This window comes from Amycolatopsis orientalis DSM 43388, assembly GCF_000411975.1.
GTDB classification, from domain to species: Bacteria; Actinomycetota; Actinomycetes; order Mycobacteriales; family Pseudonocardiaceae; genus Amycolatopsis; species Amycolatopsis orientalis_D.
In genome coordinates this window covers 39,884-54,920 of sequence record NZ_ASXG01000122.1, presented here as the reverse complement: position 1 = coordinate 54,920, position 15,037 = coordinate 39,884, and the positions used below count along the sequence as shown (strand labels likewise).

Below are 15,037 nucleotides of genomic sequence, written 5' to 3'. Positions count from 1 at the left end.
TAAGAAACACCCCAAAGTGTTACCGGCGGCCGATCCGGCCGGGCAAGCCGAAGGCGCCCTTCTTCCACACCGACACGATCGCCGGCCGCGGCTGGGAGCTGCCGCCGTCCGGCCAGTGCGAGGTCGGGTTCGCCGAACTGGCCGCGTCCTCGCCGGGGTGCTGCACCGCGACGAGCACGAGGTTCTCGGTGACGACCGGACCGCACGTCTCGGCGCCGACCGGGACGGACAGGAACTGCTTCACGTGCCCGCGTTCCGGTCCGGTGACCGGAACCGAGAACAGGCCGTCGTTCGCGCCGAGGGTGTTGCCGTCGGTCGAGATCCACAGGTTGCCGTGCGGGTCGAAGGCCACGTTGTCCGGGCAGGAGATCGGGCTGACCTGGTCCTTCGGGAACCCGCCGAAGTAGGTGTCGGCCGTGGCCGGATCGCCGCAGACGAGCAGCAGCCGCCAGGAGAACCGGGTCGAGGCGGCGTCGCCGCGGTCCTCGTCCCATTCGAGGATGTGCCCGTTTTTGTTGCGGATGCGCGGGTTCGCCTCGTCCGGGCCCGCCTTGCCCGCCGCGCCGCGGTCGGAGTTGTTGGTGAGCGCGGCGTAGATCCGGCCGTTGACCGGGTTCGGCTCGATGTCCTCCGGACGGTCCATTTTGGTCGCTCCGGCGCGGTCGGCGGCTTGGCGGGTGAACACGTAGACCTCCTCCGCGGTGAATCCGTCCACAAAGGACTTGTCGCCGCTGGCGAGGGGAATCCACTCGCCGGTGCCGTCGAATTCGCCGTCGGCGGGCAGCTTGCCGGAGCCGTCGATCTCGCCCGGGCTGTTGCCGGAGAACTTGGCGACGTACAGGGTTCCGTCGTCCAGCAACGCCGAATTGTGCCGCCGGGCGAGCGCGGAGTTCCCCTTCTTGTACTTGCCCTTCGACACGAATTTGTAGATGTACTCGAACCGTTCGTCGTCGCCGGAGTACACCGCGACCCGGCCGTCCGCGGTGATCTTGACGTTCGCCGCCTCGTGCTTGAACCGGCCGAGCGCGGTGTGCTTCACCGGCGTCGAATGCGGGTCGTTCGGGTCGATTTCCACGACCCAGCCGAACCGGTTGGGCTCGTTGGGCTCGCGCGAAACGTCCCAGCGCTGGTCGAAGCGCTCCCACTTCCGCGTGCTCTCGCCGGTCCCGATCGCATACCGCTTGAGCCGCGCGGCCTCGGCCGGGTCGGTCACCTTGTCCGCGTGCGCGAAGTACTGGTGGAAGTTCTCCTCCCCGGACAGCACGGTGCCCCACGGCGTGACGCCACCGGAACAGTTGTTCTGCGTCCCGCGCACGCGCTTGCCGGACGGGTCGGCCGACGTCTTGAGGTACTTCGAACCGGCCGCCGGGCCGCGCACCTCGAAAATCGTGTCCAGCGTGATCCGCCGGTTCAGCGGGCTCGGAACGGTGCGCAGCGCGCCGCCGATCGGGTCGCGCAGCGTCTGCACCACCGACAACCCGTGTGCCGCCCAGGCGATTTTCACCTGTTCCTCGGTGGGGTTGGCCGGGTCGTACTGATCGGCCGGGAAGAGGTGCACCTCGGTGGTGTACTCGTGGTTGACCACCAGCAGGTTGCGCAGGCCGAGCGGATCCTGCGGGATCAGGCCGACGAAGTCGTTGTTGTAGCCGAACTGCTTGGCCTGCGCGGCCGCGGTCTGCTTGCGGAAATCGAACTTCGGCGCGCCGGGCACCACCGGGTCGCCCCAGCGGATCACCACGTGCTGGGCGTAGCCGTCGGGGATGCTGACCGCGTCGAGCTTGTTCGGCGGCACCGGCGTGAAGTCGGTGCCGGGCACTGCCCGGCCCTTCGCCAGCGGTGCCGGCGCCTGGGTAGGCGTGGCCGCGGCAGCGGTGCCGGACAGCGCGGCGAACCCGCCCGCGGCCGCGGCCATCACCGCGCCGGCCTTGAACACGCCGCGCCGCGAGACGCCCTTGGCGATGTCGCCGAAGTACTCGTTGCCGGTCGGGTTCGGGGCCTCGTGCGCACACGCGTTGCCGCAGCGGTACTCGCAGGTGATCGGTGACCGGCCGCCGGAATGCGCGGTGAACAAGGGCAGCAGTCGTCCGGGCTCCAGGGACACGGGGCCTCCAGGGTCGCTTCTCGGTGGGAACGCAGCGACCGTATGCGGTGAAAACCCCCTTAACCGGACCAAAAGGTGAACAGCGGGTGTATTCGGCCAAAGACGACGATCGCCCCCGAACAGACGGTCCGGAGGCGATCGCGGTGCGTGCGGAAGAGGTCAGAACTCCTCGTCGCCGACGAGCGCGGCCTCCTTCGGCACGGTGTGCGGGTCGGCCTTCTTCTCGCGCTGCGAAAGCAGCACGGCGGCGATCAAGCAGAGGACGGCGGCGACCAGGAACGGTCCCTGCTCCCAGCCCATCCACTCGGCGACGTGGCCGACGAGCGTGGCCGCGATCGCGCCGCCGAACCAGCGGCAGAAGTTGTACCCGGCGCTCGCGACCGGCCGCGGCGCGTCGCTGATCGACATCGCGGTGCCGGTGAACAGCGTGTTCAGCAGCCCGGAAACCAGCCCGGACACGATGATCCCGACGACCACCACCGGCTTGCTCGGGATGGCCAGCACCAGCATCAGCACGGTGTATCCGGCCACCGCCAGCGCGGCCGCGTGCCGTTCGCCGAAGCGGGCGGCCATCTTCGGCGCGAGCACCACGCCGGCGATCGCCACGCACAGGCCCCAGCCGCAGAAGATCAGGCCGACGGCGATGGCGTTCCAGCCGAGCACGAACGGCGACCAGGCGAGCACCGCGAAGAACGCGGCGGTGTACAGCGCGGAGGCGATCGACGTCCGCAGCAGACCGGGGTGCTTGAGCGCCCGCAGCGGGTCGAGCAGCTTGATCGGCTGGCGTTTCTCGGCCGAGTCGCTCTTCAGGAAGATCGAGCACAGCACCAGCGCGGCGATCATCAGCACCGCGGTACCGAGGAACGGACCGCGCCACGAGATGGTGCCCAGCAGCGCACCGAGCAGCGGACCCACAGCGAGCCCGACGCCCAGTGCGGCCTCGTAAAGCAGAATCGCGCCGGATTGGCCACCAGTCGCGGCACCGACGATCACCGACAGCGCGGTGGCGATGAAGAAAGCGTTGCCCAGGCCCCACACCGCACGCAGGCCGACGAGCTGTTCGATCGAACCCGCCGCGGCACACAACGCGGTCGCGGCGACGATCAGGGTCAGCCCGACCAGCACGGTCCGCTTCGCCCCGAACCGGGCGGACATCGCGCCAGTGAAGAGCATGGCGATCACCTGCACGCCGAGATACGACGTGAACAGCAGGGTGACCTGGGACGGCGAAGCGTTCAGCCCCTTGGCGATGGACAGCAGGATCGGGTCGACGAGGCCGATGCCCATGAACGCGATGACCGCGGCGAACGCGGTGATCCACACCTGTTTGGGCTGGCCCTTGACCGCGTCCAGCAGGCTTGAGTGGTGCTCAGCGCTCATCGCGGATCAGTTCCTCCTTCAGACAGTACGGCGAGTTCCGCGGCGGGGTCGTCACGGTGGAAGTCGGCGATCAGCTTCGTGAGCGCGGGCAGCGCGGCGTCGATGGCGGCGCGCTCGTCCGGGTCGAGCCGGTCGAGCCGCGCCCGCAGCTCCGCCTCCCGGCCCGCGATCATCTCGGCGTAGAACCGCTCGCCTTCCGGGGTGGCCTCCACGAGCACGGCGCGCCCGTCCTCGGGATCGGGACGGCGGGTCACCATGCCGAGCCGCTCCAGCCTGCGCACGACGTCGGTCATCGACGGCATCCGCACCCGCTCGAGACGGGAAAGCCGGCTCATCCGGCTCGGCCCGCGGCCGACCAGCTCCGACAGCACCGACCCCTGGGTCAGGGTCAGCAGCTGCGCGGATTCGCGGCGCACCAGGTAGTACAGCCGGAACACCACCGGCCGGAGCCGCTGCGCCAGATCGCCTCTCGAGGAAGTCACTTAGCTAGGCTAACAAAAATTAGTTAGGGTAGCGAAGTAATTCGGCTCACAAGGTGGTCCAGTCCAGGACGCCTAGGCTGGTGAAGTGGACGCGGTGATCTTCGACCTCGACGGCGTACTGGTGGACTCCGAGACGACGTGGGACGAGGTGCGCCGCGCCGTAGTCGCCGAACACGGCGGCACCTGGCGGCCCGAAGCGACCCGTGCGCAACAGGGGATGAGCACCCCGGAATGGGCGCGCTACCTGGTGGACACCCTGGGCGCGCGGCTCAGCCCGGACGAAATCGCCCGCACGGTGATCGACGAGATGGCCGCCCGCTACGCCGACCGCCCGCCGGTGATCGACGGCGCCGACCAGGTCGTCCGGGAGATCGCCCGGCGCTGGCCGGTCGCGATCGCCAGCTCGTCGCCGCCGGTGCTGATCCACTCGTTCCTCACCGCGTGCGACCTGACGTCGCTGGTCCCGGTCGCGGTGTCGAGCGAGGAAGTGGCCGCCGGCAAACCCGAGCCCGACGTATACCTGCGGGCAGCGATGCTGCTGGGCGTCGAAGCTTCGCGCTGCGCCGCCGTGGAGGACTCGACCAACGGCCTGCGCGCGGCGTTCGCGGCGAACATGACGGTCTTCGCGGTGCCGAACCCGCACTTCCCGCCGGACCCGGAGGCGCTGCGGGACGCCACGGTGCTGCCGAATTTGGCCGCGTTGCCCGCCGCGCTCAGTGAGTGACGCAGACCACAGCGGCAAATAACCCCAAATCGGGTCGCAGCGGGTATCCGCCCGGTCGCGCGGCGCCATCCTGAACGTCTGCCAACAAGATCGCCATCAGGGGTGGAAATGGCTGCACCAGACCAGGATTGGGACATCGTCAGCAGCGTCGGGCTCACCGCGCTCGGGGTCGCCGCGGGCCGGGCGATCGCGACGGTGTCCCCTGATCCGCTGATCGAAGACCGGTACGCGGCGGAGTTCGTCCGCGCCGCGAAACCGCCGCGGCCGATGCCGATCGAACCGGTCGACGACGCGCTCTGGATGGCGATGGCCGAGTACCTCGCGGTGCGGTCCCGGTTCTTCGACGAGGTGGTCACCGGCACGGACGCGCCGCAGGTGGTGATCCTCGCCGCGGGGCTCGACGCCCGCGCGTACCGGCTGGACCTCTCCGGCCGAGACGTCTTCGAGGTGGACCAGCCGCGGGTGCTCGCGTTCAAACAGGAAGTGCTGGACGGCCTCGGCGCGGTGCCGCGTTGCCGCCGGCACGCGATCGGAGCCGACCTGCGCGAGGACTGGCCCGCCGCCTTGGAAAACGCCGGATTCGACCGCGGCCGCCCGGCAGTGTGGATCGCCGAGGGATTGCTGCCGTACCTGCCCCCGCGGGCGGAGGAGCTGCTGTTCGACCTCGTGCACGCCCGCAGCGCGCCGGGCAGCCGGATCGGCATCGAGCACATCCCCGACCTCGGCAGCACCGACATCCTCGACACCATCCGGTCGTCAGACGCCGGAGCGCGGCTGGGCCTCGACGTGAACGACGTGCTTTCGACCGAACCGCGCCGCAACCCGGTCGAATGGCTCGCCCGACAAGGCTGGCAGACGGCCGTCGACCGCGCGGGCGACCTCGCCGCCAGTTACGGCAAACACCTGCCCGACCCGCTCGGCGACGCCATGACCAAAACCGAACTGGTCACCGCCGACCTGCCCTAAACGCCAATGCCAGAACTTAAGCCGCGTGACCCCGGTGAATAGACGTGAGGGGAACCCTGAGGGAATCTGATTCCCTCAGGGTTCCCCTCACGTACGTTCACCTTCAGGCTGGGTCAGCGCTCCACTTCGCCGCGGATGAAGGCGTCGACCGCGTCGCGTGCGGTCGAGTCGTCGTACTGCTCCGGCGGCGACTTCATGAAGTAGGACGACGCGGACAGGATCGGGCCGCCGATGCCGCGGTCCTTGGCGATCTTCGCCGCGCGCACCGCGTCGATGATGATGCCCGCCGAGTTGGGGGAGTCCCACACCTCGAGCTTGTACTCCAGGTTCAGCGGCACGTCGCCGAACGCGCGGCCCTCGAGCCGGACGTAGGCCCACTTGCGGTCGTCGAGCCACTGCACGTAGTCCGACGGTCCGATGTGGACATTGCCCTTGCCGAGCTCGCGGTCCACCTGCGACGTGACCGACTGGGTCTTGGAGATCTTCTTCGACTCGAGCCGCTCCAGCTCCTTCATGTTCAGGAAGTCCATGTTCCCGCCCACGTTGAGCTGCATCGTGCGGTCGAGCTGCACGCCGCGGTCCTCGAACAGCTTCGCCAGCACGCGGTGCGTGATAGTGGCGCCGACCTGGGACTTGATGTCGTCGCCGACGATCGGGACGCCCGCGTCGGCGAACTTCTTCGCCCACTCCGGGTCGGAGGCGATGAAGACCGGCAGCGCGTTGACGAACGCGACGCCCGCGTCGATCGCGGCCTGCGCGTAGAACTTGTCGGCCTCTTCGGACCCGACGGGAAGATAGGAGACGAGCACGTCGACCTGCGCGTCGCGCAGCGCGGCGACCACGTCGACCGGAGCCTCGTCGGACTCCTCGATGGTCTCGCGGTAGAACCGGCCGAGACCGTCGTAGGTGTGGCCGCGCTGGACGGTGACGCCGAGCGGCGGCACGTCGGCGATCTTGATCGTGTTGTTCTCGCTGGCGGAGATCGCCTCCGAGAGATCCCGGCCGACCTTCTTCGCGTCGACGTCGAACGCGGCGACGAACTCGACGTCGCGCACGTGGTAGTCGCCGAACTGGACGTGCATCAAACCGGGGACGCGCGTACCGGGATCCGCGTCACGGTAGTACTGCACGCCCTGGACCAGCGACGAGGCGCAGTTGCCGACGCCCACGATGGCCACCCGAACGCGGCGGTTGGAGCCCATGCCGGTTTCTCCTTCAATCTCATTCACTTGCATCTGCAGGTCTGCCGCCCCGTTGCGGCCGCCGCTCAACTCAGTCCCGGCTGCTCCGGGCCGCGCTGCTCGGCTTGTTCGTGCGCGATCAGCTCGTTGAGCCAGCGCACCTCCCGCTCGCTCGACTCCAGCCCCAGCCGGTGCAGCTCGCGGGTGTAGCGGTCGATCTTTTCCTCGGCCCTGGCCAGCGCGTCCCGCAAACCTTCGCGCCGCTCTTCGACGCGGCGGCGGCGGCCTTCCAGGATTCGCATCCTGACGTCGGCCGGTGTCCGCGAGAAGAACGCCAGGTGGACGCCGAATCCCTCGTCGTCCCACGTCTGCGGTCCCGCGTCGCCGAGCAGTTCGGCGAAGCGTTCCTTGCCCTCGGCGGTGAGCTTGTAGACGCGGCGGCCGCGCCGGGACCACGCCCGGTCGTCCGCCTCGTCGAACTCCTCGACGAGGTAGCCGGCCCGCAGCAGCCGGCGCAGGGTCGGATACAGCGAGCCGTACGAGAACGTCCGGAACATCCCGAGCGTCTCGTGCAAACGTTTGCGGAGCACGTACCCGTGCATGGGCGCCTCGTGCAGCAATCCGAGGATCGCGAGTTCGAGCACACCACACCCCATTCCGGGAATACGCCGCGGCCAGCCTCGTTGATCACCGGGACCGGCTCAGCCAACCTACTCGCCGAGTATATCGCCTCGATACATCGAAGTGGCGGAAGTAACCCGCGACCAGCACGCGCCCGGCGATCCGTGACCAGAGCGTTAGCAAACTTTCGGCGTGTCCGAGCGGTCGCCCTGGGTGCGGGAAAGCAGGGGGCACCGCGGGCACAGCAAGAGCCCGTACTCTGTCCTCGTGCGAAACCAGCGGCAGGTTGTGGATTACGCCTTGCAGCGCCGTGCGCTGCTGGCCGGCGTCCGCTCCGGACGCGTCGGAGACCACGAGGTCTGCGACGCGAGCCCGTACCTGCTCCGCGCGGCCAAATTCCACGGCAGACCCGAGGACCGGGCCTGCCCGATGTGCCGCCGGGCCCCGCTGCACCTCGTCTCCTGGGTGTACGGCGACGAGCTCAAGCACGTCTCGGGATCGGCACGCACCCCCGCCGAACTGACCCGGATGTCCGGGATTTTCGCGGAATTCACCGTCTATGACGTAGAGGTGTGCCGGACGTGCCATTGGAACCACCTGGTCCTGTCCTACGTCCTCGGCACGGGAGAGCCCCAGCCGACCCGGCCGCGAAGGACTGCCGGGCAGTGACGAGTACCACAACCGCTGCAGAACGCAGGGCGGTGCGCCGCCGTTCGTCCCGGACGACGGCGCCGGCAGTGCAGCCCTCGGAGGCCCATTCGTGAACGACGACCGCGACCGCTCCTGGCCCAGCCAGGAGCCAGATGCACCTCGCCGTGCCCGGCGCCCGCAGGAGGACCCCGGTCCCGCCTGGCCCGCCGATGACGCCCCCCGGCGCCCCGCGCCGCCCCGCCGTCCTCCCGCCGGCGGGCCGCGCCCGCCCCGCGCCCCGCGTGCCGACGCCGCACCGCAATGGCCGAGCGGCGACGAAGGCGCTCCGCAGTGGCCCGCCGCCGACGAGCCGCGCCGTCCGCAGCGCGCCCCGCAGAACCGCGCCCCGCAGGGCCGTCCGCCGCAAGGACCCGGCCCGCAGGACCGCGGTTCGGCCACCCGTGCGTCGCAGATCCTCGACGGACAGGGCGCGCCGCCGCCGCGTCGCCAGCCTCCGGGCGGCCGTCCCGTTCCGAACGGCGGCCCCAACGGGAACGCCACCCAAGGTTTGCGGCAACCGCCGCCGGGCGGACGGCCGCCGCAAGGCCGTCGCGTCCCGCCGCCGCCTCCGCCGTCCTATCCGGAGACCGACCGCGAACCGGACCTGATCACGCATGCCGCGCACAACGGCTACGCGCCTTACGACGACCGGTACGACGACCACGACCCGTACGACGAGGAAACGCGCCTCGCCCAGTACTCGGACGACGCGGACTTCGAGGACGACCCGGAAGGTCAGGAGGGCGGCAAGAAGAGCAAGGCCGACCTCACGCCGAGGCAGCGCCGCAAACGCCGGTGGAAGATCGTCCGGCGGGTGCTGTATGCGATGTTCGGCCTGTTCGTCGTGGTGCCCGCGATCGCGTTCGTGATCACCTATTTCCTGGTCGACGTGCCCTCGCCGCAGGAAGTGCTCGCCCAGCAAAGCCAGCCGATCACCTTCTACTACGCCGACAAATCGGTGATGGGCCGTTCGGTCCCGGAGGGCGGCGACCGCCAGCTGCTGCAGCCCAACCAGGTGCCCGAGGTCGTCAAGCACGCCGTCTACGCGGCGGAGGACGCGACCTTCGAGACCAACTCCGGCTTCAACGTGATGGCGATCCTGCGTTCGGTCTTCAACCAGGCGACCGGCGGCACCGGCGGTGGTTCGACCATTTCGCAGCAGTACATCAAGCAGGCGACCAAAAACGACGCCCCGACGCTGACGCGCAAATGGACCGAGCTGGCGAAGTCGTTCAAGCTGAACAACGAAGCGTCCAAATCGGACATCATCACCGGCTACCTGAACATCGTCTTCTTCGGCCGCGGCGCGAACGGCATCGCCGCCGCCTCGAAGGCGTATTTCGGCAAGGACGTCGGGCAGCTCAACGCCTCCGAGGCGGCGCTGCTCGCCGGGATGATCCAGGGCCCGAGCCGCGATCGCGACACCGCGTACGTGCAGAAGCGGTGGAACTACGTGATGGACCAGATGGTGGCCAACCACTGGCTCTCGCCCGCCGACCGCAAGGCGGCGCAGCTGCCCACGATGGTCCCGCGCGACGCGCAGAAGAAGCAGGACGCGGGCACCCTGGACTACTTCATCCAGCAGCGCATCATGCAGGAGCTGGACGCCAAGGGCTACGACGAGAACAAGCTGTACTCCACCGGCGCGAAGATCTACACCACGATCGACCCGAACGCACAGAAGCTCGCGGTGCAGTCCGTGCAGGACAACATGCAGGGCCAGACCGACGAGAACCTCCGGGGAGCGCTGGTCGCCATCGACCCGAGAACCGGTGGCGTGGTCGCCTATTACGGCGGGCCGACCACGGTGAAGAACGACCAGGGCAAGGACACGCTCGCCACGGACTGGGCGAACACCCCGCAGAACCCCGGTTCGTCGATGAAGGCCTACGACCTCACCGCCTGGCTCAAGATGGGCAAGGGGCTCGGCGAGACCTTCGACGGCACCAACAACCGGGAACTCGGCGGGCGCGTGGTCCGCAACGCGGGCGAAAGCGCCAGCTGCGGTCCGCAGTGCACGGTCAAGAAGGCCATGGAGGTCTCGGCGAACACCGTGTTCTACGACATGGTGCTGAACTGGACGAAGCCGGCCCGGGTCGCGGAAGCCGCGAAGGAGGCGGGCGTGCAGCCCGCGCCGAAGGGCAAGGCCAAGCTCGGCACGAGCGACGCCAACATCGCCCTCGGCGGTGGCGCCACCGCGGTCACCCCGGAGGACATGGCCGCCGGGTACTCGTCGTTCGCCTCCGGAGGCGTGCGGCGCGACCAGCACTTCGTCGCGAAGCTCACCAACTCCCAGGACGAGGTCATCTTCGACGACACCAACGGGCAGGGAAAGCCCGCGTTCGACGACAACGCGGACAAGAGCAAGCAGATCGCCGGGAACGTCACCGACGCGCTCATCCCGGTGATCGCCGAATCGCACCTGAAGTGCCCGAGCGGACACGAATGCGCGGGTAAGACCGGCACCCAGCAGTACGACCCGCAAGAGGGCGACCCGAGTTCGTACAAGGACCGCAACGCCCAGACCTGGATGGTCGGGTACACCCCGTCGGTGGCGGCCGCGATCTGGATCGGCGGCGACGGCAACAAGCCGCTGCACGACCAGAACGGCAAGCCGATCTTCGGTAAGACCATCGCGGGCCCGGCCTGGCAGGACTTCATGACGAACTACCTGAAGGACAAGCCGGACGAGAAGTTCGACAAGGTGCAGCCGATCGGCAAGGACGCGGACGAGGTCGTCACGTCGAGCAAGACGGCCCCGCCGCCGCGGCAGACCTCCAGCGAGCAACCGCCGCCGCCGTCCACCACGTCCTCGTCGTCGGAGCCGCCGACCAGTTCTTCGCACCCGACGTCCTCGACGACGACCAGCCCGACCCGGCCGGGCGGCATCTTCGGCGGCGGCACCGAACCCGGCAATCCGGGCAGCGGCGGAGGTCCCGTCGTGAACGGCGAACCGCCGCGGCGCACCGGCTGATCCGCGCCTGACCCCCGCGAAGAGGCTCCTCTCCACCCCCGGAGAGGAGCCTCTTTTTGCCGGTACCGCCGGGCAGGGGGTGCGGTAGGTTCACCGACGGTTTCCTCCCCCGCGGAGGGGATCGGCCAGGAGAGTGAACCTCGGCCGGGGTCGCCGCGTCTGGTCAACAGAGGGCCTTCTGCGTCCGCAGGCTGCCCGTGTCCGAGAAGAGGATCCGCAGTGAACGACGACCGCAGCCGCTCCTGGCCCGACCGGGATCCCGACCCGCGGCGTCAACCACCCCCGTCCCAGCCCGGGCCGCCGCCGTGGGCGCGCGGCCCGCAGCGTCCGGCCGCCGGCCCGACCGGTCCGGCGGGTTCTCCGCCGCCGGGCCGCCGTCCGCCGCCGCCCGGCCGTCGCCCGGTGCCGCCGCCGCAGCGCGAGCCGGAGCTGATGACGCACCGGATGATCGAGGACGACTACCGCGATCCTGGTTATCGGGACGCCGGCTACCGCGACGAGGGACCGCTCGGCCCGGACGACGGCTATCCGCCGGAGGACCTGGACAAGAAGGGCCGCACGCCCGCGCAGCGCAAGAAGAGACGCTGGAAGATCATCCGGCGCTGTGCGTACGCCTTCGTCGGCCTCTTCATCGTGCTGCCGGCGATCGCTTTCGTGATCACCTATTTCCTGGTCGACGTGCCCTCGCCGCAGAGCGTCGCGCAGGGCCAGAACCAGGCCGTCACCTACCTGTATGCCGACGGCAGCCCGATGGGCAAGGACGTGCCCTCAGGCGGCAACCGGCAGATCCTCACCCCGCAGCAGATCCCGGACGTGGTGAAGCACGCGGTGATCGCGACCGAGGACTCGACGTTCGAGACCAACTCCGGCTTCGACGTCACCGGCCTGCTCCGCGCGGTCTTCAACAACCTCACCGGCGGCACCGGCGGCGGGTCCACGATCTCGCAGCAGTACATCAAGAAGGCCACCGACAACGACGCCCCGACGCTCACCCGCAAATGGACCGAGCTGGCGAAGTCCTTCAAGATGAACCAGACGTACGAGAAACAGGACATCATCACCGCGTACCTGAACATCATTTACTTCGGGCGCGGGGCGTACGGCATCGGCGCGGCGTCGCAGGCCTTCTTCCACAAGGACGTCTCGAAGCTGGACTACTCCGAGGCCGCGCTGCTGGCCGGGCTGATCCAGCAGCCGGGCCGTTCGGAGAACCCGAAGGTGGCGCAGGGCCGCTGGAACACCGCGCTCGACCGGATGCTCGAGAACAAATACATCACCCCGCAGCAGCGGCAAGCGGCGAAGTTCCCGGACGTGATCCCGCTCGAGGAATCGAAGGACGACTCGAACGCGCCCTACAAGTTCATCACCGCCCAGGTGCGGGCCGAACTGGCGCAGCACGGCATCGACGACGACAAGTACTACGCGGGCGGCTACATCGTCCAGACCACCATCGACAAGCGCGCGCAAGAGCTCGCGACGAAGACCGCGACCGACGCGCTGAAGGACCAGACGGACGATCGGCTGCTCGATTCGCTGGTGGCGGTCGATCCGAAGACCGGCGGGGTGCTCGCGTACTACGGCGGGCCGGCGACCGTCGAAGTGAACGGGAAGAAGCAGGGCGCGCGCGACTGGGCGAACACGCCGCAGAACCCCGGTTCGTCGATGAAGGCGTTCGACCTCACCGCTTTCCTGAAGATGGGCAAGGGGATCAACGAGACCTTCGACGGCAGCAACAACCGGGTCTTCGACGGCCGCGTCGTGCGCAACGCGGGTCCCAGCTCCAGTTGCTCCGGACAGTGCACGGTCGCCGAGGCGATGAAACGGTCGGCGAACACGGTGTTCTACGACATGGTGCTGAACCAGACGCATCCCGGACCGGTCGGGCAGGCCGCCCAGGAAGCCGGCGTGAAGACCAAGGACAAGGGCGGTCAGTCGCTGATTTCCACCGAGGACGCGAACATCGCGCTCGGCGGCGGAAACACCCAGATCACCCCCGCTGACATGGCCAGCGCGTACGCGACCTTCGCCGCCAATGGCGTCCAGCGCGACCGGCACTTCGTGCAGAAGGTGACCAACGCACAGAATGAGGTCGCCTACGAGGCGCAGCCGAGCCCGGGCAAGCCCGCGTTCGACAGCAGCGCGGACAAGAGCAAGCAGATCGCCGGCAACGTGACCATGGCGCTCGGCCCGGTGATCGACTTCTCGCACCTGAAGTGCCCGTCCGGCCACGACTGCGCCGGCAAGACCGGTACCCAGCAGCACACCAAGCGGCCGGGCGAGCCGGCGTGGGCGGCGAACGCGAACGCGCAGACCTGGATGGTCGGCTACACGCCGTCGGTCTCGGTCGCCGCGTGGGTCGGCGCGGACGGCGACCAGGCGCTGCACGGTCCGGGCACGTCGCCGATCTACGGATCGACGATCGCCGGTCCGATGTGGCAGAAGTTCCTCGACGGCTATCTCAAGGGCAAGCCCGCCGAGAAGTTCGACCAGGTGGCGCTGATCGGCGCGCAGGCCCCGCCGCAGCAGCAGGGCGACCAGAACGCGGGCGACGAGCAACCGCCGCCGCAGACCAACGGCAACGAGCCGGACGATCCCGGCAACGGGAACGACCACGGCGGGCCGATCTCCGGCGGGCCGAGCCAGCCGCACTGGCCGAGCGGGCTTCCGCACTGGCCGTCGGGCAAGCCGTCGTCGCACAACCCGCCCAGCGGCGGTCCGTCGACCGGCGAGGATCCGCCGCAGGAGTGACGAAAAAGGCCGTGGCCACGACGGTGGGGGGAGGCCGTCGCGGCCACGGCCGTTCAGTGGGCGGCGTCAGCCGCCGAGGGTGACCACGCGGCCTTCGGCACCCGAGCGGTGCGCGGCTTCGATCACGCGCAACGCCTCGACGGCGCTCGCCGGGTCCACCGGGAACTCCGCTTCACCGCGCAGCGCGTCCCGGACCTGGATGTAAAACGCTTCGTAGCAACCGGTTTCGGTCGGCACCGTTTCGGTGTCGTCGTTCACACCGAGCACACCGGCGTCGCTTTCCGGCTCCACGCCCCAGCCCTCGTCGCCGGGACGGAGACCGGCCTTGATCTGCGGTTCCTGGACGTCGAGGCCGTATTTGGTGAAGGTCGCCTGATCGCCGAGCACGCGGAAACGCGGGTTGCGGGTACCGGCGAGCGCGGACGACCACAGGTGCGACCGCACGCCGTTCTCGTGGTGCAGAGCCACGAAGACGTCGTCGTCCACCTGGACGCCGGGGCGGCGGCGGTCGACCTCCGCGTAAACCTGCGTGACCGGACCGAACAACTGCAGTGCCTGGTCGACGATGTGCGCGCCGAGGTCGTAGAGCAGACCGCCGGCCTCGGCCGGGTCGCCGAACTCGCGCCAGTTGTCCTTGATCTTCGGCACCCAGCGGTCGTAACGGGATTCGAAACGGAACACGGTGCCGAGGCGGCCGGACTCGAGCACCTTGCCGACGGTGCGGAAGTCCGAGTCCCAGCGGCGGTTCTGAAAGACCGTGAGCCCGACGCCGTTGGCTTTCGCCGCGTCGACGACCTGTTGTGCTTCGGCCGCGGTCGGCGCGAACGGCTTGTCCACGACCACCGGAATCCCGGCGTCGATCGCACGCAGCGCGAGCGGCACGTGCGTGCGGTTCGGCGTGGTCACCACGATCAGGTCGAGGTCACCCGCACGGGCGAAAAGCGCGTCCGCGTCCGGGACCACCTCGGCGTCGGGATGCTCGGCGCGCGCCTGCGCCGCCCGGTCCGGGTTCGCGGTCACCAGCACGGCCGGGACCAGCCCGGGCGTCGCCGCGACCAGCGGCGCGTGGAAAACCCGGCCGCCGATTCCGTACCCGAGAATGCCGACCCGCGCGTCATCAGCCATGACCGCCATTAAACAACACTGTTGCGTAATAGGCCACCCGTCCGC

The 15,037-nt window shown here is 69.2% G+C and carries 11 protein-coding genes; 5 read left to right on the top strand and 6 right to left on the bottom strand.

Features of this window, described 5'->3' with window-relative positions; genetic code table 11:
* Positions 1-19 precede the first annotated feature (19 nt).
* The 3 genes from L942_RS23565 to L942_RS23555 all read right to left on the bottom strand — a co-directional run bounded on the left by L942_RS23565 (position 20) and on the right by L942_RS23555 (position 3,963).
* A complete protein-coding gene (locus L942_RS23565) occupies positions 20-2,101 on the bottom strand; it encodes a PhoX family protein (protein WP_037364271.1) in 2,082 nt (693 codons plus the stop codon).
* A gap of 159 nt (positions 2,102-2,260) precedes the next feature.
* Complete coding sequence (locus tag L942_RS23560; protein WP_037364270.1) at positions 2,261-3,481, bottom strand: MFS transporter; 1,221 nt, start codon at positions 3,479-3,481, stop codon at positions 2,261-2,263.
* On the bottom strand, positions 3,478-3,963 hold the full coding sequence (locus L942_RS23555; protein WP_037364268.1) for a MarR family winged helix-turn-helix transcriptional regulator: 486 nt from the start codon (positions 3,961-3,963) through the stop codon (positions 3,478-3,480). Before L942_RS23555 ends, L942_RS23560 begins: the two co-directional genes overlap by 4 nt.
* Positions 3,964-4,048: 85 nt before the next feature.
* Between L942_RS23555 and L942_RS23550 the strand changes: the two genes are divergently transcribed.
* Both L942_RS23550 and L942_RS23545 read left to right on the top strand, forming a co-directional pair.
* Positions 4,049-4,687 carry an HAD family hydrolase gene (locus L942_RS23550; protein WP_037364266.1) on the top strand — a complete coding sequence of 213 codons (639 nt, stop codon included), beginning with the start codon at positions 4,049-4,051 and terminating at the stop codon, positions 4,685-4,687.
* A 108-nt stretch (positions 4,688-4,795) separates the two neighbouring features.
* Positions 4,796-5,653, top strand: a complete 858-nt coding sequence (locus L942_RS23545; protein ID WP_037364264.1) for an SAM-dependent methyltransferase — start codon at positions 4,796-4,798, stop codon at positions 5,651-5,653.
* 113 nt (positions 5,654-5,766) lie between these two features.
* Here the strand turns inward: L942_RS23545 and L942_RS23540 are convergent, their stop codons facing one another.
* On the bottom strand, positions 5,767-6,855 hold the full coding sequence (locus tag L942_RS23540) for an inositol-3-phosphate synthase (RefSeq protein ID WP_037364261.1): 1,089 nt from the start codon (positions 6,853-6,855) through the stop codon (positions 5,767-5,769).
* Between the two features lie 65 nt (positions 6,856-6,920).
* Positions 6,921-7,478, bottom strand: a complete 558-nt coding sequence (locus tag L942_RS23535) for a PadR family transcriptional regulator (protein WP_037364258.1) — start codon at positions 7,476-7,478, stop codon at positions 6,921-6,923.
* A 244-nt stretch (positions 7,479-7,722) separates the two neighbouring features.
* Here L942_RS23535 and L942_RS23530 point away from each other — a divergent pair, with 244 nt between their 5' ends.
* The 3 genes from L942_RS23530 to L942_RS23520 all read left to right on the top strand — a co-directional run bounded on the left by L942_RS23530 (position 7,723) and on the right by L942_RS23520 (position 13,867).
* Positions 7,723-8,124 carry a DUF5318 domain-containing protein gene (locus L942_RS23530; RefSeq protein WP_037364255.1) on the top strand — a complete coding sequence of 134 codons (402 nt, stop codon included), beginning with the start codon at positions 7,723-7,725 and terminating at the stop codon, positions 8,122-8,124.
* A gap of 91 nt (positions 8,125-8,215) precedes the next feature.
* Positions 8,216-11,119: a transglycosylase domain-containing protein gene (locus L942_RS23525; RefSeq protein ID WP_051166176.1), complete on the top strand. Its 2,904-nt coding sequence runs from the start codon at positions 8,216-8,218 to the stop codon at positions 11,117-11,119.
* Between the two features lie 432 nt (positions 11,120-11,551).
* A complete protein-coding gene (locus L942_RS23520) occupies positions 11,552-13,867 on the top strand; it encodes a transglycosylase domain-containing protein (protein ID WP_200862901.1) in 2,316 nt (771 codons plus the stop codon).
* A gap of 66 nt (positions 13,868-13,933) precedes the next feature.
* Here the strand turns inward: L942_RS23520 and L942_RS23515 are convergent, their stop codons facing one another.
* Complete coding sequence (locus L942_RS23515; RefSeq protein WP_037364410.1) at positions 13,934-14,992, bottom strand: Gfo/Idh/MocA family oxidoreductase; 1,059 nt, start codon at positions 14,990-14,992, stop codon at positions 13,934-13,936.
* Positions 14,993-15,037 lie beyond the last annotated feature (45 nt).